The following is an 18,728-nucleotide window of genomic DNA, read 5'->3' on the forward strand; positions in this document are numbered from 1 at the left end:
AACTCGGCGGTGGGGCCTGAGTGGCGGGAGCATCCCAGAAAGCCTGAGCGTCTTCGCGGGCGCCAATCTCCGCCCAAGTCAGCCCGGTCCACGCGCCAAAGGCTTGCTCCATAAAGGCGGGCTCGACCAATGGATCCCCATCATGATGGGCGCCGGCGGCCCAAAGCGCTTGCGCCGTTTGTCGTGTACGGCTTAGCGGGGTCACGATCCACTGAGCACGCGGTGGCAGTTTTGCGGCTATAGCGGCAAACGCAACACCGTCAGAAACATCTGCCCCAACGTCCGCTTGACCCGATAACGCGCCTAAGTGCGCGTTCACCACCGGGGCGTGACGCACCAGCCACCAGCGGGTGACGATCATGTCATTGGCGGAGCTCATATATAAAACACGGTGCGAAAAGCGCCGGCCATGCCTGCCAGAATCAAGGCTTCCGCCACCTGTTGGGCCGCCCCCAGCACGTCGCCCGTATAGCCGCCGATTTGACGGTGCGCCAGCCAAGCCACAAATGCCGCCCCCGATAGCGCCAGCACAGCGGCCAATGCGCCGGGCTCAAGCCCCAGCACCAACAACCCCAACAACACGCCGATGATGGCGCTCACCACCGCATCGTCGCGACTGGGTGCACCCGCACCCCTGCCTAAACCGCTGCTGCGCGCTGGGGGCAAAAAGGCCATCAGCAAAGGCATCATCGCGCGCGACAACACATGCGCGCCCACCAGCGCCCCTGCCGCCAAACCGGGACCATTGAAGCCGCCCAAGCAGGTGGCTTTGAAACCAGTCACCAAAAGCAATGCCAACACCCCATAGGTGCCAATATGGCTGTCTTTCATGATGGCAAGTTTTTTCGCCTTACTCGCCCCGCCGCCAAAACCGTCCGCCACGTCGGCTAGGCCGTCTTCATGCAAAGCCCCGGTGAGCACGGCGCCGACCATCAAAGCGACAAACCCCGCCGCGATGGGATGCAAGCCCAGTTTTGCCCCCGCCCACAGCGCCAAGCCTGTGAGCGCACCGATGAAAAGCCCGACCAACGGCCAAGTCCGCACCGTGTCCGCCAACGGAATCATACCCTTGGCTTTATCATCCGGCTCACCCTCGATCTCTTCGATCGGCAGCGGTGCATTCCACCATTTTGGCAGCGGCACACGGGTGAGAAACAGCCATGCTAAGGTGAAACGGTCCATCCAGCGCCGCAATGCGGACAGGACTGGCCGACTTTGGTGGGCGGGATCTAGAGACAATGGAGACTCTTTTTGGCTCACGGGACACCCTTTTTGTTTTAGGCATGAAGGTTAAGGTCAGTGTATATATGGACAACAACTTTCAAATCTTAAGGTCTTTGTGACCCAATCGCGAGTCTGTTCCATGAATAAAATGCCCACCATCAACACCCTTGACGATGTCCGCCAGATTTTGACCGAATTGCCCGGTCCCGATCTGGAGGCCGCAGGGGCCGCAAAGATGCGTGAGCCGCAATTGACCAAGCCCGCTGGCTCGTTAGGTCGATTGGAACAACTGGCCGCCTGGACCGCGACATGGCAGGGCCGCTATCCGCCGCGGATGAAGAACCCCACCGCCCATGTGTTTGCTGGCAACCACGGTGTTGTGGCCCAGGGCGTGTCGGCGTTTCCCCAAGACGTCACCAAGCAAATGGTGGCCAATTTTGAACGCGGCGGGGCCGCCATCAACCAGATGTGCAAAGCCTTGGGCGTGAATTTGTGCGTCGAACAAATGGATCTCGACAACCCCACCCAGGATTTCACCGAAAACCCCGCCATGACCGACACCGAATGCGCCGCCGCCATTGCTTTTGGCATGAACGTGGTTGATGAAACGTCGGACGTGGCGTGCTTGGGCGAGATGGGCATCGGCAACACCACGGCATCGGCGGCGATTTGCCTGGCGCTGTTCGGCGGCAGTTCGTTGCAGTGGTGCGGACCGGGCACCGGATTGGATAAACCCGGCATTGGCCGCAAAGCCGAAGTGATTGGCATTGGCGTTAAACTTTACAAAGGCCACATGCATGACGGCTTGGACGTGATGCGCTGTTTGGGCGGTCGCGAAATGGCGGCGATTACGGGGGCCATTATTGGCGCACGGTTGAAAAAAGTTCCGGTGATGCTCGACGGTTTTGTTTCAACCACCGCCGCTGCTGTTCTGCCCAGCCTCAACAAACGCGCCCTGGACCACTGCAAGGTCGGTCACGTCAGTCAGGAACCGGGCCACAAAATTTTGTTGGAAAAACTCGGAAAAGTCGCCTTGCAAGACCAAAATATGCGCTTGGGCGAATGCACCGGTGCAGTGTTGGCGGTGGCGCTTTTAAAAGCAGCCGTGGCGTGCCACAACGACATGGCAACCTTTGCTGAGGCCAGCGTCAGCACCAAATCAGCCGAGAACTAAACCCGCTTGGCTTTTTTGCCCGCTTTGCTGTTTTGATTCGCTTCCCGTTCTGAGTTGCGACGATACTCGTCCACATCCGCACGTTTTTCGTCAAAAGCGCTTTGGATGACCCTGGACAACTGCTTGATCATGCGAATGTCCCCGGCGTCAAATCCATATTTCATGATTTTATCCGCCATATTTTGCATCGTCATGCACAGACCCGCCACATGCGCATAATGCGTTTGGCGAATGCGCAGCGCGATGTCTGTCGCCACAAAGTGTAGCCGCTGCAAATGCTTGTTCAGTTCTTCATAAGGAATATTAACGCTGGCATCTTCATCCGTTCCGCCAATCTGATTCATCAACCAGCCAATTTGATAAGCATGGCGGATGACTTTTTGTTCGTTGATGATTTTTTGCGCCGCACCGATGGAGCGTTTTAAAGAATGCTCTGAAATTTGCCCGGTCATCCGGCTTCGCAACGGATTGGGCACGGCAATCAAGGGAATTTCCTGCGTACCCGGACGAGCCTGGCGGCGGCGATTGGGGCCGATATAGTCCGTGGTCACAACAAACGCCTTGCGCGCATGGGTCAAATTTTCGATATGGCCGACGATTTCTTCGGTGTTGAACGGCTTCACGATAATTTGGTCCGTGCCCGATTCCATCACCTTGTGCACCAACGTCGTATCGGATGAACTGAGCAACGTGATCGCGACGATGAACGGATTGTGACCCATTTTGCCATGACGGATTTGATGAATTACGTCCGACAAATCACCTTCGGGCAGCTTGGTGTCGCCGATCAACAGATCAACTTCGCCACTCTTAACGGCGTTCAAAACCCCTGCCAAATTGCCGGTGGCGCTCACATTCCTAAAGCCGCGCTCGTGCATCAAGGCGACGATTTCCGAGCGTAAATGTGAGGAAGGTTCCGCCAAAACCACGCGGATATTTTCGTATTGTGCCGCTGACATCGCAAGTTCCCTTCGCGCTCTTATGGCCTGTTTAACAACGCCCATAAACACCACTTGCGAGGTGACATTTGCTAGGCGATGTCTGTTTGGCGATGTCTGGCAGCATCGGGAAAACAACGACGGTCATACTTAATTTGGACTACAGTAATCATAGCTTTTCGTTTGGGCGATTAACAAGACAAATCAGCACAGACCAAATCCATACAGGCCAAATCCACATAGGCCAAATCCACATAGGCCAAATCCACATAGGAACGTATGCTGGTGATGATATGATGCGCGTGCCCCACCCACCAAGACCCATGCATCGCCCTTGAACGGCTGCCCGCCACGCCCCACTTTAGGGACTTCAACACATCAGGATCTCCGCGCATCATGGCGTCTCTCGACAAACATCATAAAGCCCCCTTTGGCCGTGTACTGGGCTTGGGTCCGGGCCGGGTCGAAGTCTATTCTTCGGACTACGACACCGCCGACTTGCCCAACCGTCATGCGTTTCGCAGCATGATCGACGACGTCTATATGGGCTACAAGTGGCAATGCGTCGAATTGGCGCGGCGTTGGCTTTACATCAACAAGGGCTACGTGTTTGAAGACGTTGCCATGGCTTACGATATTTTTCGCCTGCGCGACGTAACGGTGGTTGCCGATGGCTCCAAGCTGCCGCTGCAATCCTTTCCCAATGGGGCCAAACGACCGCCCGAACCGGGGTGCCTTTTGATCTGGAACGAAGGCGGTGAATTTAACGTCACCGGCCATGTCGCCGTGGTCACCGAAGTATTCGCGGACCGGGTGCACTGCATCGAGCAAAATGTGGAAGATAAGGTTTGGCCGGACGGCATAAACTATTCCCGCGCATTGAGCGCCCGGACCGATGATGAGGGTCGCTATTGGATCGACTGCACTTTTGAAAATTCCGGCATCCTAGGCTGGGTTATTCAAACCGCAGACGCCACCTTTGCCGAAACCATACCCGAACCTGATCGGGGCCTGTTTAACATCCACCGCCGAGCCATCGCCAACTTGGGCCAAGCCGCTAAGCCGTGGCTCAATCCGGCCAACCCGGACGAAGCCGCCTACATCACGATGATGGGCGGCCACCGGATGTCAAGCGCAGCCAGTGACCCCTATGCTTACTTTCGCATCAGCGAAACGGCCCGCAATGAAATCAAACGTGCCACGAATGAATTGCACGCTATGTTTATGCACGCCACCGATCGGGTGCTGCAAGACGACGCCCTGTTGGCCGCGTTCAATCTGCCCCCGGCGCTGGTGGGGCGGATTCGCCAATCGTGGGACAACCGCCGCAATCAAATGATCGCCGGACGATTTGACTTTTCCCTGTCCGAGCGCGGCCTGAAGGTCTTTGAATACAACTGCGATTCTTCGTCTTGTTATATGGAAGCGGGCAAAGTCCAGGGCTTGTGGGCCGATCACTTTGGCGTCACCGAAGGCCGTGATTGTGGTGAAAAGCTGTTTTCCCAACTTAAAGACGCCTGGGCCGGCAGTGGCGTTGATGCCACGTTGCACATTCTGCACGATACCGACCCGGAAGAAATTTACCACGCCCAGTTTATGAAAAGCGCCATGGAGGCGGCGGGTCTCACCTGCAAGCTCGTCACCGGTGTCAGCAGCCTGCGTTGGGGCGTGGGTGGTCAGATCATTGATGCCGACGGAGAAGAAATCAAATGGGTGTGGAAAACCTGGGCATGGGAAACCGCCCTTGATCAAATTCGCGATCAAATATCCGAAGACGATGAAAATCTGCGCCTTGGCAAAACCATCGACCGTGCCACCACCCCGCCGCGCCTGGTCGATGTTCTGTTGCGCCCCGATGTGATGGTGTTTGAACCGCTGTGGACGTTGATCCCCAGCAACAAAGCGATGTTGCCGATCTTGTGGTCAATCTTCCCCAATCACCCCTATCTTCTCAACACCCTTTATACGCTCAGCGATGAGCTCAAACACAAAGGCTATGTGGTCAAACCCATCGTCGGGCGGTGCGGCGAAAACATTCGCATTGTCGATGACGTGAACCATCTGATCAGCCAAACCGATGGCCAATTCGACGACCAGCAGCGGGTCTATCAGGAACTTTTCCCGTTGCCGCGCCTAAGTGGCCTCAACGTGCAGATTTGTACCTTTTCCGTCGCGGCACGTTATGGCGGCGCCTGTTTGCGTGCCGACCCGTCAGCCGTCATCACCGCCGACAGCGATATCTTGCCGTTGCGCATCGTCTCAGATGAAAACCTGGAAACATAGTCAGCACTTTAAATGCTATTCGCCTTGCTGCATCAGCAAGCCTTTGATGCGGGCTTGTTTCATCATGTGCAGGAAAAACAGGGACGCCGCAGCCAGCATAACTCCGTTCAATCCGGCCGCCCACCAAAAATGCGACCATGAAAATACACCATCGAACAACACGCCCCGCATGCCCTCAAAGGTGTGCGCGCTGGGCAGCATCAAGGCGATCGTCTGCAACCAACCGGGCAGGGCGCTAACCGGGTAATAAATGGCGCTGACCGGGGCCAATAAAAAGATCCCCAACCAACACAAGCTTTCCGCGCCAAGGCCAAAGCGCAAGATCAACGCCGCCACGCCAATACCGATGACCGAGCCGAAAATCAACAAATTGGCAAAAAACGCCAGCAACGGCACGCCCAATTGAAACACCCACACGTCAAAAAAGGGCAGCGCCAAAAACGCCGCCGGAGTGACGGAAATCAGGGTGCGCACCAAGCTCATCATCACCAGGGCCACAATCAGTTCCACATCGCGCAACGGACTGATAAACAGCTGGGCCAAATTGCGCGACCACATTTCTTCGATAAACGGCAGCGACACGCCCAAGTTGGCGCGAAACAACACGTCCCAGAGCAGCACCGCCGAAATCAGAACCCCCGCCGCTTGCGCCACCCAGTCGCTGTGGCCCAAAAAAAACTTGGTTACAAAGCCCCACAAAATCATCTGCACCAACGGCCAGTACATCAGTTCCAGCAACCGCGGCCAAGACCGGCGCAGCACGTACAAATGGCGCAGCATCAAGGCAAAAATGCGCCGCACAGAAAAGCTCGGTTGCGGTGTGCAGACGGCCTGCTCTTGGTCATTTCTCAAGGCCTTGCTCCCCTTCCAAAAAGTGCGGAGCCCGGGCGATGTCGAGGAACACCTGTTCCAACGTATCGTGGCCATGGCGTTTGATTAAGTCTTTGGGCGAACCCTGATCGACAATTTTACCGCCGCGCATCATCAACACGTTGTCGGCCAATCGTTCGACTTCGCCCATGTTGTGCGAAGCCAGCAAAATCGTCGCCCCGGTGCGTTCGCGGTAACGTTCCAAATAACTGCGCACCCAATCGCCGGTATCGGGGTCCAGCGAGGCCGTGGGCTCATCCATCAGCAACAATTTTGGCGCATTCAACAACGACTTGGCCAAGGCGACACGGGTTTTTTGTCCGGCCGACAAATCGCCGAACGGGCGCTTGAGAAAACGCTCGAGTTCCAAGTCATCGGCCAATTCCTTGATGCGCCCTTTGACGTCGCGAACACCGTACAAATGGGCGTATACCGTCAAGTTTTCCCACACCTTCAAGCGTTTGGGCAAATCCACGTAGGGGCTTGAAAAATTCATCAACCCCAGCACTGTGTGCCGTTCGTCGGGCATGCGTGCGCCCAGCACCCGGATCTCGCCCTTGGTCGGACTGAGCAGGCCCAAAAGCATCGAAATGGTGGTGGTTTTGCCCGCCCCATTGCCGCCCAACAGCGCCACCGTCTGGCCGGCTTCAACGCGAAACGAAATGCCGTTTACAGCCTTCACTCCGGCGAAGGATTTACAAACGTCGGTGAGAACAATTGCCGCCGGATCTGGGGACTCGGTCATGTGGTGTCACGTTCGATACGATGCTTGATCTTCAACAGTTGGCGACGGCGGTCGTCTTCGGCGATCAAGTGTTCAATGTAGTGGCCTTGAAACATGGTGATCCCGACCGAGCCGCCAAAATCGACCGCTTCCCGGTTGTCGCAGCGCGCCAAAATCACCCGTGAACGTCCCGCCTCTTGAACCAGATCGCGCAAGTTCTTGCGCATCTGTGCGCCGCCATCGACCAGTTCGGGATTCCACATCACCTTGACGTAATCCACGCCTAAACGTTCCCTGTTGATCATCGACATGTTTTGATAGGTCAAGCCGTCCAAACAGATGCGATAGCCCTTTTCTTGGCAAAATTCGCGGGCAAACAAAAAGGCGCCCAAGTCGGCAAAAATATCAATTTTTTGCAGCTCCAACACCATCGAACCCCGACGAGCCGCCGAAATACCATCATCAAAAGCCATAAATTCAGGCGACATCAAAGTCGACACGTTGACGTTAAAGCTGATGTCGCCGGTGATGGAAAAGCGATCCGTCTTCGACAACAACGACAACACCCGCTTGTCCAAACTTTCGGTTAGGTACTGAAACAGCCAGCGATTGGACGTCAGGTTGATGCCCGGCATCATGGTTTCGCGCAAATCCATGATGGAGATATAAATTTCGGAAAAAATCGGTTCCGGCACCAGCTTTTTGGTCACGCCGCAGATAAACTGACGCCGCACCAATGAGGTCAAATCGGTCCGCTGCAAGGCTTTGACCGCACGCGACAACACTTCCGGCGACAGCGGATCGCCGTGATCTTGCCGGGCCTTCAAGGACGCGCGCACGTTGGAGCGGGTCACCGGACGTTTTTCGGTGCGCCCGTCCTCGCTCATATCGCGGACCATTTTGATCAGCTCGTCATAGCCGGTCTCGACATCGTACCAAGACACGAACTCGTCTTCGGAGCGGCCTTTTTCGTCAAACAAAGGATCATCGGAAAACAGAAACTTGACCTTTTGCACCGTGTCCTCGACGCGGGTGTGGGCTTCTGCTTTGTAGATAAAAAAGATGTCCAAGTTTTTCAGCTCAAACAATTGCCCCATCAAATCGCTGACCAGGGCTTCAAAGCTGTTGGTGGCGGCGCGAATGTGGTGCTCTCGGCGGTTGCCCGGCATCAGAGAGGAAATGTTGATCCGCACAGCCTTGCGCCCTTCACGACGATTTTCCAATCGACGCAAATATTCCAGCAACAACTGTTCTTGTGTGCGCCGATGCATGTGTGTCGGCGTCGATGTGGATCGCACCGCCATCAGATGATTCCCTTGCTTGCCATAGCCGCAACAACTTTATCGATAAAGTGCCCCTGGAAACAGCGAATACCCAGATCCAGTCCCCAACTGACGCCCTCTTCACTGTCAACACGCGACAGCACCACACCGCCATCCGGCAAGTTAGCGACCACTTCGCGGATTTGCTTGGTTTGTTCTGTACCGACACCGCCGCTCACCTCTGGTCCCCAGGTGATTTTGATATAATCCGCCGCCAGCGATGACGGATCGAAAAAGCACAGGGTCAAGGGGTTGAGGCCGTCAATGAGCACCGAATAGCCCTGGGACTGCAACCAGTCACGGGCAAAGGCATAGGCGCTCATATCCGAAAACACATCGATAATTTGAATTTCGATGATCACGTTTTTGGTTTGGTCACCGACCAGGGCGTGAAAGTTCTGAAACGGTCGCGACATGATCGTCGACAGGTTCAAATTGACGCTGATCGGCGCATCCATATCGGTGAAATCAAGCCTGGAGAGGACTTCAAGAACCCGCGCATCGATGGTTTGCGAAAGAAACTGAAACAGCCAATTGCTGGAAAAGATATTCACCTCCGGCGCGATGCGCTGGCGCAAATCTTCCATCGAGATGAAATGCTCGCGAAACGCCAGTTCTTGTTTGCGCCCGGCGGTCACCACCACGGCGGGTTGGCGGTGGACCAAATCCCCGACCCGCACCTCCAGCAATTTTTGCGTGATCCCTTGCAACATATCGGGGGTCAGCGGTGTCCCCGACATGACCTTGGAGGCCCGTCCCGTTGTCATACTCTCAGAGGCCTGGTTTTTAACCTCTTCGCGATGCTTCAACGCTTCGGTCACGGCTTCCATAAAATCTTTGATGTCGGTGGGCTGGCTTAAATCGTACCACGACGAAAAACGGTCTTCCGTGGAACCGTCTTCCGACAGGGTCAGCGGGTCTTCGTTGAACATGGCGCGGACCCGGAACACCGCGTCGTCCACTTCGTCAACGGGGGTGTTGCGACAAATCAGCGCCACGTCTGAATTGGTGAAATTAAAAACCTGAATATCTTGCGTCGCAGCCAGGCTGTCCAGGGATCTGGACACCATGCGCAAAAAATGCGGTTGACGGTGACTGGGACGCAGGTCGGACAGATGCAAATGCACAGCGTAAACCCCCGCCATGTTGTTGCGCATGCGGCCAAGCACATCCAACAGCCGTTTTTCTTGGCTGGGTGCGTTTTGATCTTGTCCTTCCGTGTATCCCGCAGAAAAATCCGCCATACTTTAACGTGGGCCTCCCTAAAAAACGGATTTTGACATGGTATGACTAAGAGGTTAATAGGCTATGACTTAAAATACCGTTGGCGGCACAGTTTTTCTTGTTTTTTGGCCTAAAAATCAACATGTAAGGGTATATGAACAGCGTTTCACCCTCGACCGCAGGCGTTTTACGTCCAAGCGTGCCCGCAAACACCCGCGTCTATGCCATCGGCGATGTCCATGGGCGTGCGGATTTGCTGCGCCGACTTTTGAAAACCATTGCCGCCGACGCCGCAACTACGTGCCACAAATGTGTGCTGGTCACTTTGGGCGATTATGTTGATCGCGGACCCGACAGCGCCGAGGTGTTGGAGCTGCTGAGCACATTGGCAACCCACCCGGTGTTCAGCACCTTTGAACGTCATTTTCTCAAAGGCAATCACGACCATATGATGGAGCAGTTTTTGCGCGGTGAAGATGCGGGCAAACTGTGGCTTAAAAGCGGTGGCCGCGATACCTTGGCCAGTTATGGCGTCCAAGACGCGAGGGTAGATGACACGCCCGAAGAGGCGCTCCAGGAACAGGCTCTGAGCTTGATCCCCACTCCCCATCGGCGATTTTTATGCGCCCTGCGCTTGACCCACCGGGAAGGCGATTATGTCTTCGCCCATGCCGGGTTGCGCCCCGGCGTTCCGCTGGCCGAGCAAAGCGCCGATGACGTGATGTGGATTCGCGCACCGTTTTTACGCAGCTCAGCGAGTTTTGGGGCGATCATTGTGCACGGTCACACCCCTTCGGATGTTCCGCATATTTTAAAAAACCGTATCTCCGTCGATACCCGCGCCTGGGTGTCGGGAACCTTGACAGCGTTGGTTTTGGAAGGCCGCCAACAGCGGTTTTTGTCAACTTAGCCCACTCTAAGGTTTTCCGGTTCCAATATTTACGCTGGCTTTCAACGAGATGATTGCACTGCCTTGGCCTTTTCGGCCATGATGGCGCTTGCAGCACAAGGAACGGATATTGATGCCTATTTTTCAACGCAAACGCATTCTCGTCACCGGCGGAGCCGGGTTTTTGGGCTCGCACCTGTGTGAACGCCTGTTGAACCAAGGTCACGACGTTTTGTGCGTGGATAATTTTTTCACCGGGCCGCGTGACAACATCGTGCACCTGATCGGCAATCCGCGCTTTGAATTGATGCGCCACGACGTGACCTTCCCGCTGTATGTCGAGGTCGATGAAATTTACAACTTGGCCTGTCCGGCATCGCCCATCCACTATCAACAAGACTCGGTGCAGACCACCAAGACCTCTGTACACGGGGCCATCAACATGTTGGGGCTGGCCAAGCGCGTTAAGGCGCGCATCTTCCAGGCCTCGACGTCCGAAGTTTATGGCGACCCGGAAGTTCATCCGCAAACTGAAAACTATTTGGGCAACGTCAACCCCATCGGTCCACGGGCGTGTTACGACGAAGGCAAGCGGTGTGCGGAAACGTTGTTTTTTGATTACCACCGTCAATATGGGCTCGACATTCGGGTGGCGCGTATCTTCAACACCTATGGACCGCGCATGCAACCCGACGACGGGCGGGTGGTCTCCAACTTCATCATGCAGGCCTTGCAAGGCGAACCCATCACCATTTACGGCGACGGCCAACAAACCCGATCCTTTTGTTATGTGGATGATTTGATTGATGGGGTTTTGCGTCTCATGGCCGCGCCGGGTGGCGTCACCGGACCGATAAACCTGGGCAACCCTCATGAATTCACCATCAAGGCCTTGGCGCAAAAAATTATTGCGCTGACCGGGTCGAAGTCGGAGATCATTTATAAAAACCTGCCCACGGACGACCCCTTGCAACGCTGCCCCGATATCAGCTTGGCGCACGACAAGCTGGACTGGCAGCCCGCCACGTCCCTGGACGACGGATTGGTGCGCACCATCACTTATTTTGAAACATTGATTTCAGCCTAAGGGGGCACGTTTGGGCCGCCTTTAAGGACCGCGTGTCACCTAGGCTTCTTGCTCGTTCGTGCACGTACGCGCGATTTCGACTTCATTGGCGAAACGGATGTCGTATTCCACCATATCGGACAGCAACACCACCAATTCATTGCGGATCATCGAAATGCAGGTGCCCTTTTGATCATTTTGACAGCGCGCCTGTAAAATCCGCGCCCGATCCAGCAACGCGTTATGCATCGGCCAACCGGCCGTTTCTTCCGTCATGCCCGCATGAAAGGCAATCTCTTCGGTGGTGCGAAAATGCCCCCGTGCGGCATCAATCAATTCACCTAAATGTGCGGCAGCTTGTTGAAAGGCATTGTCCGCAATGGCGCGTTCGGTCTTATGGAACAACTGGCGCAAGTTGCGATGCGTGGAAGTTGCATGGGCTTCCGCCTCAAGACCTATATCGCGCCCCATTTCACGACTTCGACCAGAGTCAAGTCGATGACCAGATGGTGGAATATTTGAATTGGTAGCCATTTCCCCCTCCCCCCAAACACAAGCTGACAGCTACAGCGCAGGCCAAATGCACACGCAACGCAGCGCCGTGTCCAAAACACGCGGCAAAAACGAAATCGACACCCCCTATGACCTCATCATAATTTCATTACATCAAAACCCTTATAAATGCAATCTATGGCTGCAACAATTTTAATGACTTGTAGGTTTGTTCGATTATCGTCATGGCTGTTTCTATTTTCCTGTCTAGCGCGTTGCGTTACGGACAATGGAAGCAGACCTTCGTGAGCGTGTTGCAGCTTGATCTCAGCGTTTGATTTTTTCATACTTTTTTGACTTCTGTTTCATCGTCTTGGCGTTCGCGCATGAACGCGCTACAAGAGACTGAGATTTGCTCTTTTGCGCCTGGAGATCCCATGAGCTCGCCAACATCTGAAGCCAAACCCAATCTGGTTAACTTAAGCGACGTGATCGCGCGTCTCTGCGGCGCTGAAGTGCTGTGCATCGGCGACATCATGTTGGACCGTTACGTGTGGGGTGCGGTCGAACGCATTTCTCCCGAAGCCCCCATTCCGGTGCTGCGCATTGAACGCGAAACCGCCATGTTGGGTGGGGCCGGAAACGTTGCCAACAACCTGGCCGCGCTCGGCGGCGGTGGCACCTTTATCGGCGTTATTGGCGACGATGCGCCGGGCCGCGAAATCGCTGATATTATGGCGGACTTGACCACCATTAATGCCCATTTGCTCACCGATACAGATCGCCGCTCGACGATAAAAACACGCTTTGTCGGCGCCCATCAGCAAATGATGCGCGCCGATGTGGAAAGCACGCAGGCCTTGCCCGCCAGCCTTGAGGTACAGATTTTAGAACGCCTCACCCACCCCTCTGGCACTTTGGGTGCGATCATTTTGTCCGATTACGGCAAAGGTGTACTGTCCGACACCATCGTGCGCGGCGTGATCGAATATGCCCACGCCACCGCCACCACCGTCATCATCGACCCCAAAGGCACCGATTACAGCCGTTACCGAGGTGCCGACATCATCACGCCCAACAAAAAGGAACTGATGGACGCCACCGGTTTGCCCGCCCACACCGATGAGCAAGTGATTGCTGCGTGCACCCATTTGATGGACACGTGTGGCGTCGGCGGCGTGCTGGCGACCCGCAGTGCCGAGGGCATGACGTTGGTTCTCCGCGGCCAAGAGCCCCACCATCTAAAGGCCCAGGCGCGTGAAGTGTTCGACGTTTCAGGTGCAGGCGACACGGTGGTGGCGACCTTGGCCTTGGCGTTGGCCAGTGGTGCAGACTCTTTGACCGCGGCTTACTTGGCCAACATTGCGGCGGGCATTGTGGTGGCAAAATCCGGCACCGCGACGGTCAGCGCCCCGGAATTGTCCCGCGCCCTGCACCATCAAGATTTAGATCTGGCCGAAGCGAAACTCACCGAACTGGAACGGGCCGCCGCCCAAGTCCGCGACTGGCAAACGCAGGGGTTGAGCGTCGGCTTCACCAACGGCTGTTTCGATTTGCTGCACCCCGGTCACATCTCGTTGCTCAGTCAGGCCCGAAAAGCGTGTGATCGCCTGATCGTGGGTTTGAATTCCGACAGTTCCGTGAAGACCCTCAAAGGTCCCACCCGTCCGGTGCAATCGGAAGCCGCCCGCGCCGCCGTGTTGGGGGCTTTAAGTGCCATCGATCTGATTGTGTTGTTCAGTGCCGAGACCCCCATCGAATTGATCCAGACCCTGCGTCCCGACGTGTTGGTCAAAGGTGCGGACTACACGGTTGAAACGGTGGTCGGAGCGGACATTGTCCAAGGGTACGGCGGGCGCGTCGTGTTGGCTGAATTGGTCGATGGACACAGCACCACCCGCACCATTGAACGCATGGGAAAATAGCGCCGCTTTTATTCCCGAACCCCCACAGGACTTCCCCATGCGTCTTTCGCCCCATTCGTTTGCTTTGGCCGCGCTGTTAACGGCGTTGGTGGCGATTGCGCCCATTTCCACAGACATGTACCTGCCCGCCATGCCCGCGCTGGCGGATTATTTCGACGCCTCAACGGCCCAGGTACAATTGACGTTGAGTGTTTATTTGGTTGGCTTTGCCTGTGCACAGTTGATTTTGGGTCCACTGTCTGACCGCTTCGGTCGCAGGCCCGTGTTGATTGGCGGACTTTTCCTGTTCACCGTCGCGTCCGTGGCCTGCGCCATGGCCGGTTCGATTACCGTGTTGATCGTTGCGCGGTTTGTCCAGGCCATTGGCGCGTGTGCAGGTGCCGCGGTCGGACGCGCAGTTGTGCGCGACATTCACGACACCAAAGACGCCGCGCGCTTACTGGCGCATATGGGCACGGCCATGGCCACCGCCCCCCTGGTCGCGCCCTTGATCGGCGGTCAGCTGACCACGCGGTTTGGCTGGCAAACCAATTTTATCGCTTTGGTGATCATTGGCATCGTTTTGCTTGGCCTCACGGTTTTGCGTTTGCCCGAAACCATCCGTCACGCCAACCCCTCGGCGCTGTCACCTCAGCGTATGATCTCAAACTATTGGGCGCTGCTCAAAAACTCGTCTTTTCAGCGCTTTGCCCTGGCCAATGCATTCAGTTTTGCCGGATTGTTTGCGTTTATTTCCGGCTCAAGTTTTGTCCTCATCACCCACTTTTCCATGACCCCTGAAACCTTTGGCTTCGCCTTCGGTGTGGTTGTGATGGGCTATATGTTTGGCGCGCAGGCCGCAGCGCGGTTGTTAAAATTCATGACCTTCGAGCGGCTCATCGGCATCGGCGGGCGGATCGGATTGATCGCCGGCGTGGCGGGTGTGTTGATCGCCGCCATTGCCCCCTCCACCATCCCCAGCGTCGTCGCGCCGATTTTCTTTTATGCTTTTTCAGTCGGCTTCATCATGCCCAATTCCATGGCCGGCGCGATTGGCCCGTTTCCGCACATGGCCGGGACCGCTTCAGCCTTGTTGGGCTTTACCCAAATGGCTTTGTCCGCCTTTATGGGTTTGATGGTGGGGGTTCTGTTCGACGGCACCCAGATGCCGATGATGGCTGTCATTTGCACCACAGGAACGTTTGCATGGCTGTTCTCACGACAGATTGTCAAACACGCCGCCGCGACAGACCAAAGCGATCCATCAGTTTCCAAAGATTGATTTAAACACACCTTTGACGAATTTTTCGAAGGCATTGTCTGCTGCGCCGCCCCCGGACGTTGCGTCTTCCTGGACCGCACCCGTCGGCAGGTCTTTGGCCACCGTGTTGACCAGCGCCGCGGTGACAAAATCGCGCCACAGCCGCGCCGGATACGATCCCCCGGTGACGGTTTTCATCGCGTCGCCATTGTCGTTGCCCATCCATACTCCGGCTATAAGGTCAGGGGTATAACCAATAAACCAGGCATCCCGATAGTCTTGCGAGGTCCCGGTTTTGCCTGCAGCGGGACGGTCCAAGCGGGCGGCTTTTCCAGTGCCGTGTTCATCAAGCATAACTTTAGACAGCATGCTGTTCATAGCCCCGGCGTAACTTCCAGGAATAACCCGACCCGGCCCGCCGCCAGAGCGCACATAAAGCGGACGCCCCTGGGTGTCTTGAATTTCTGAAATGGCATAAGGCCACACGCCTAGTCCGCCGGTGGCGAACGGACCGTATGCCGCCGTCATTTCCAGCAAGCTCACTTCGCTCACTCCCAACGCCAACGAGGCTTCATCGGTGAGCGGTGCGGTAATGCCCAACTTCCGCGCCGTGTCCTGAACGTGTAGGCGCCCGGCTTTTTCCGACACTTCAACCGCCACCGTGTTGATGGAACGCGCCAATGCATCGCTTAAGGTGATGGAGCCAAGATATTCTTTTTTGAAGTTTTCCGGCGACCAGCCATCAACGGTGATGGGCGCGTCTTTGAGCACCGAGTTGGGACTCAGCCCCGCTTCCAATCCGGCCAAATACACCACCGGCTTAAAGGCGGAACCCGGTTGCCGCTTGGCTTGCACGGCGCGGTTAAACTTGCTCACTTTATAATCCGTGCCACCGACCATAGCGAGCACCGCGCCGTCGGGGGCCAACGCCACCAGGGCAACTTCCGACACGCCGCGTTTGGCGGCGGGGCCACTCTTTTGCATAACCTTTTCGACCAGGCGTTCCGCGCTGCGTTGCATGCGGGCATTCAACGTCACAATCACCGTCACATCTTGATCCAGCGTGATGTAATCGGTGAGCTGATCCAATACCCAATCGGCGTAATGCAGGCCTAACGGTTCATATTTTTTGCTGGTGTAGCGCCACCACTGGGCGGGCGGTTTGATGGTGGCGCGATCGGCTGCACTTAAATATCCTGCCGCAACCATATTGCTGAGGACCACTTCGGTGCGATCGCGCGCCAAATCGGGATTGAGCATGGGATTGTATTTGTTGGGCCCTTTCAGCATGCCCGCCAACAGCGCCGCTTCATAAGGTGTCATATCACGGGCCGAGACCTTAAAATAAGTCCGCGCCGCCGCATCCACGCCGTAGGCCCCTTGGCCAAAATAGACTCGGTTGAGATAGATGGTGAGGATTTGATCTTTGGAGAACTTGGCTTCCAGCCACAGCGCCAACACAACTTCTTGCAGCTTGCGTTTGAGCGTGCGCTGGGTTGTCAAAAACAAATTCTTCGCCGCCTGTTGGGTCAGGGTCGACCCCCCTTGACGTATCCCCCCGGCGCGCACGTTCACCCACATGGCGCGCGCGATGCCGATGGGGTCAATGCCCATGTGATCGTAAAAGCGCCGGTCTTCGGTGGCCAACACCGCGTGGGCCAGTTCGGGCGGCAGTTCGTTCAAACGCACCGCTTGACCAAATTTATCGCCGCGCCGGGCCAATTCCACCCCGTCCCGGGTCACCACCCGGACGTTTGGTTTGCGGGTGGCGGCAATGGCTTCATCGACATTGGGCAAATCCCACGCGATGTACACCGCGCCCAACCCCAGCACGATCACCCCCCACACACTGCCCACCAAAACCCAATAGGCAATGCGTTTCCAGCGTTTGGGGCGTTCCGTGGTGTGTAAAAATGAGGCGTCGTTGGCGGCTTTTTTTCTCATGATTCCTTCAATATGTAGCCCCTGCTGTTAAGAGAGAATGAACTTTTTGGAACGGTTTGCGGCGGTGAGGCTTAACGATCAGCTGGCAAGGCCAAAACCGCCAAGCACGCCTGGCTCAAGGCGTCGGCACGTTTCGTCATGGGGCCGCTCAATCGGCCATAAATGTGAAAGGTTGCCGTTTGCAAGACAATGCCAAACAGCCACGCGGTTGCTTCTTGTGCAGAAGCTCCACCAATTTCTCCCGCCTCGATGCCCCCTTGAAGGACGCCTTGGACTATGTCGATGGGGTTTTGCATGTCCTCAGACACTTTGGCCAGTTGGCCGTGTTGGACCAACAGCAAAAACCGAAACAAGGTTTCGTCGTCATCATAGAACCGGCAAAAGCCCCGCACCATGGCGTCGATCTTGCCCGCCAAGGTGTTTTGTTCATTTTGCAAATCGTTAAGCGTGGTGGCGAAGCCGCTGAAATTATCGGCGAACAATTGCCAGATCAGATCGTCTTTGCCTTTGAAATGACGATAAATTGCACCTTCGGTGATGTTTGACGCGGTGGCGATGTCGCGCATACCGCCCGCGTCCACGCCTTTTTGCACAAACAGCTCAAGCGCCGCACGTTTGATTTTTTCTTTGGTCGCTTCACCGGAGCGCATGGGTCATTCCGTCTCGCCATAAGTAAACACTCGATTACATTATGGTGTGGGGAATGGTGTTGTCAATGCGTTGCCTACAAAATCGACCCGATCACCCCGCCCAAGGTGTTTTTGACGATTTCGAGCATGGCATTGAGCGCTTGTTGGGCGGCAACCATGGTCATGGCCGACATGGCGATCAACACACTGATCGTGGACAGACGCTGCATATCCATGAGCATTTTTCCAACTTCGGCGCTGTAACCTTGGCTCGCGTCAATTTCATGCTTGGCCACGTTTGCTGCAATGTCCACCATCTGCTGGGACATTTTTTTGAACTCGGTTTCCGCATAGGTCGAAATGGTTCCCCAGTTGTCCGCGAACACCTCTTTTCCGGCAGCGGTCACCGCTTCCAGCACCTGTTCAACATTGACTGTCATGGCCTATTCCCCTTTTTTCTTGAGCATTTCCACCGTCAACACGGCGCGGATGGCTTGCATGGTGATGTCTTGAACGCTCTTCACCGCATCTGCATTCAGGCCGCCCATGGCTTTCTGGATGTCGGCGATGATGCCCAACTGCGCTTTGATGTTTTTCACCATCATCACGGAGCAGCCTTCCGGGGTGCCCGTTGTTTGACCCGGCTTCGGGCGCAAGGCTGCGGGTAATTTATCACCCATTATTTTGATGGCTTTGCCGGTCAACAGGCATCCCACACCTGTGTCTTGCGCTTCGGCACGCAAAATCAGGCCGTCCAACAGTCCGGTTTGGGTGGCGTAAAAGT

Annotated in this window: 19 protein-coding genes; 6 read left to right on the forward strand and 13 right to left on the reverse strand. The window is 55.8% G+C overall.

The features are described 5' to 3' along the window. Together BEN30_RS10625 and BEN30_RS10630 are read right to left on the reverse strand one after the other, a co-directional pair. Positions 1-379: histidine phosphatase family protein (locus tag BEN30_RS10625; RefSeq protein WP_139134975.1), on the reverse strand; the 379-nt coding region annotated here is incomplete at its 3' end. Next, complete coding sequence (locus BEN30_RS10630; RefSeq protein ID WP_139134976.1) at positions 376-1,260, reverse strand: adenosylcobinamide-GDP ribazoletransferase; 885 nt, start codon at positions 1,258-1,260, stop codon at positions 376-378. The genes BEN30_RS10630 and BEN30_RS10625, both read right to left, overlap by 4 nt. Positions 1,261-1,363: 103 nt before the next feature. Here BEN30_RS10630 and cobT point away from each other — a divergent pair, with 103 nt between their 5' ends. After that, a complete protein-coding gene (gene cobT / locus BEN30_RS10635; RefSeq protein ID WP_069958332.1) occupies positions 1,364-2,398 on the forward strand; it encodes a nicotinate-nucleotide--dimethylbenzimidazole phosphoribosyltransferase in 1,035 nt (344 codons plus the stop codon). On the opposite strand, the gene BEN30_RS10640 is transcribed toward cobT, so the two are convergent. Together BEN30_RS10640 and BEN30_RS10645 are read right to left on the reverse strand one after the other, a co-directional pair. Beyond that, positions 2,395-3,357, reverse strand: coding sequence for a response regulator transcription factor (locus BEN30_RS10640; protein ID WP_069958333.1), 963 nt, complete (start codon positions 3,355-3,357; stop codon positions 2,395-2,397). The genes cobT and BEN30_RS10640 overlap by 4 nt on opposite strands. A 170-nt stretch (positions 3,358-3,527) precedes the next feature. Continuing rightward, positions 3,528-3,734, reverse strand: a complete 207-nt coding sequence (locus BEN30_RS10645) for a hypothetical protein (RefSeq protein ID WP_069958334.1) — start codon at positions 3,732-3,734, stop codon at positions 3,528-3,530. Here BEN30_RS10645 and gss point away from each other — a divergent pair. After that, positions 3,733-5,619, forward strand: coding sequence for a bifunctional glutathionylspermidine amidase/synthase (gss, locus tag BEN30_RS10650; RefSeq protein ID WP_069958335.1), 1,887 nt, complete (start codon positions 3,733-3,735; stop codon positions 5,617-5,619). The genes BEN30_RS10645 and gss overlap by 2 nt on opposite strands. A gap of 15 nt (positions 5,620-5,634) precedes the next feature. On the opposite strand, the gene BEN30_RS10655 is transcribed toward gss, so the two are convergent. The 4 genes from BEN30_RS10655 to BEN30_RS10670 are packed head-to-tail and all read right to left on the reverse strand — an operon-like array spanning position 5,635 to position 9,779. Continuing rightward, positions 5,635-6,471 (reverse strand): ABC transporter permease, encoded by an 837-nt coding sequence (locus BEN30_RS10655; RefSeq protein WP_245649040.1) that lies wholly within the window; start codon positions 6,469-6,471, stop codon positions 5,635-5,637. Then, positions 6,461-7,234, reverse strand: a complete 774-nt coding sequence (locus BEN30_RS10660; RefSeq protein WP_069958336.1) for an ABC transporter ATP-binding protein — start codon at positions 7,232-7,234, stop codon at positions 6,461-6,463. Before BEN30_RS10660 ends, BEN30_RS10655 begins: the two co-directional genes overlap by 11 nt. Then, positions 7,231-8,517 carry an EAL domain-containing protein gene (locus BEN30_RS10665; RefSeq protein ID WP_084005398.1) on the reverse strand — a complete coding sequence of 429 codons (1,287 nt, stop codon included), beginning with the start codon at positions 8,515-8,517 and terminating at the stop codon, positions 7,231-7,233. Before BEN30_RS10665 ends, BEN30_RS10660 begins: the two co-directional genes overlap by 4 nt. Then, positions 8,517-9,779 carry an EAL domain-containing protein gene (locus BEN30_RS10670; protein ID WP_069958338.1) on the reverse strand — a complete coding sequence of 421 codons (1,263 nt, stop codon included), beginning with the start codon at positions 9,777-9,779 and terminating at the stop codon, positions 8,517-8,519. The genes BEN30_RS10665 and BEN30_RS10670 overlap by 1 nt, the downstream gene beginning before the upstream one ends. A 134-nt stretch (positions 9,780-9,913) precedes the next feature. On the opposite strand from BEN30_RS10670, the gene BEN30_RS10675 reads away from it, so the two are divergent. Next, positions 9,914-10,669 carry a metallophosphoesterase family protein gene (locus tag BEN30_RS10675; protein WP_069958339.1) on the forward strand — a complete coding sequence of 252 codons (756 nt, stop codon included), beginning with the start codon at positions 9,914-9,916 and terminating at the stop codon, positions 10,667-10,669. A gap of 112 nt (positions 10,670-10,781) precedes the next feature. Next, positions 10,782-11,735 (forward strand): UDP-glucuronic acid decarboxylase family protein, encoded by a 954-nt coding sequence (locus tag BEN30_RS10680; protein ID WP_069958340.1) that lies wholly within the window; start codon positions 10,782-10,784, stop codon positions 11,733-11,735. Between the two features lie 39 nt (positions 11,736-11,774). On the opposite strand, the gene BEN30_RS10685 is transcribed toward BEN30_RS10680, so the two are convergent. Then, positions 11,775-12,248 carry a hypothetical protein gene (locus BEN30_RS10685; protein ID WP_139134978.1) on the reverse strand — a complete coding sequence of 158 codons (474 nt, stop codon included), beginning with the start codon at positions 12,246-12,248 and terminating at the stop codon, positions 11,775-11,777. Between the two features lie 395 nt (positions 12,249-12,643). On the opposite strand from BEN30_RS10685, the gene rfaE1 reads away from it, so the two are divergent. Continuing rightward, on the forward strand, positions 12,644-14,131 hold the full coding sequence (rfaE1, locus tag BEN30_RS10695; protein ID WP_069958343.1) for a D-glycero-beta-D-manno-heptose-7-phosphate kinase: 1,488 nt from the start codon (positions 12,644-12,646) through the stop codon (positions 14,129-14,131). Positions 14,132-14,168: 37 nt separating this feature from the next. Continuing rightward, a complete protein-coding gene (locus tag BEN30_RS10700) occupies positions 14,169-15,392 on the forward strand; it encodes a multidrug effflux MFS transporter (protein ID WP_069958344.1) in 1,224 nt (407 codons plus the stop codon). Here the strand turns inward: BEN30_RS10700 and BEN30_RS10705 are convergent. From BEN30_RS10705 to BEN30_RS18650, 4 genes are all read right to left on the reverse strand, one after another. Further along, positions 15,375-17,315, reverse strand: coding sequence for a transglycosylase domain-containing protein (locus tag BEN30_RS10705; protein WP_069958345.1), 1,941 nt, complete (start codon positions 17,313-17,315; stop codon positions 15,375-15,377). The two genes, BEN30_RS10700 and BEN30_RS10705, sit on opposite strands and share 18 nt — an antisense overlap. Before the next feature lie 71 nt (positions 17,316-17,386). Further along, positions 17,387-17,965, reverse strand: a complete 579-nt coding sequence (locus BEN30_RS10710) for a TetR/AcrR family transcriptional regulator (RefSeq protein WP_069958346.1) — start codon at positions 17,963-17,965, stop codon at positions 17,387-17,389. 74 nt (positions 17,966-18,039) lie between these two features. Continuing rightward, positions 18,040-18,384 (reverse strand): hypothetical protein, encoded by a 345-nt coding sequence (locus BEN30_RS10715; RefSeq protein ID WP_069958347.1) that lies wholly within the window; start codon positions 18,382-18,384, stop codon positions 18,040-18,042. Between the two features lie 3 nt (positions 18,385-18,387). After that, positions 18,388-18,728, reverse strand: a 341-nt coding sequence (locus tag BEN30_RS18650; RefSeq protein WP_170827029.1) for a hypothetical protein, incomplete at its 5' end; no start/stop codon positions are given.

Origin of the sequence: Magnetovibrio blakemorei (assembly GCF_001746755.1) — a bacterium.
Lineage (GTDB): Bacteria > Pseudomonadota > Alphaproteobacteria > Rhodospirillales > Magnetovibrionaceae > Magnetovibrio > Magnetovibrio blakemorei.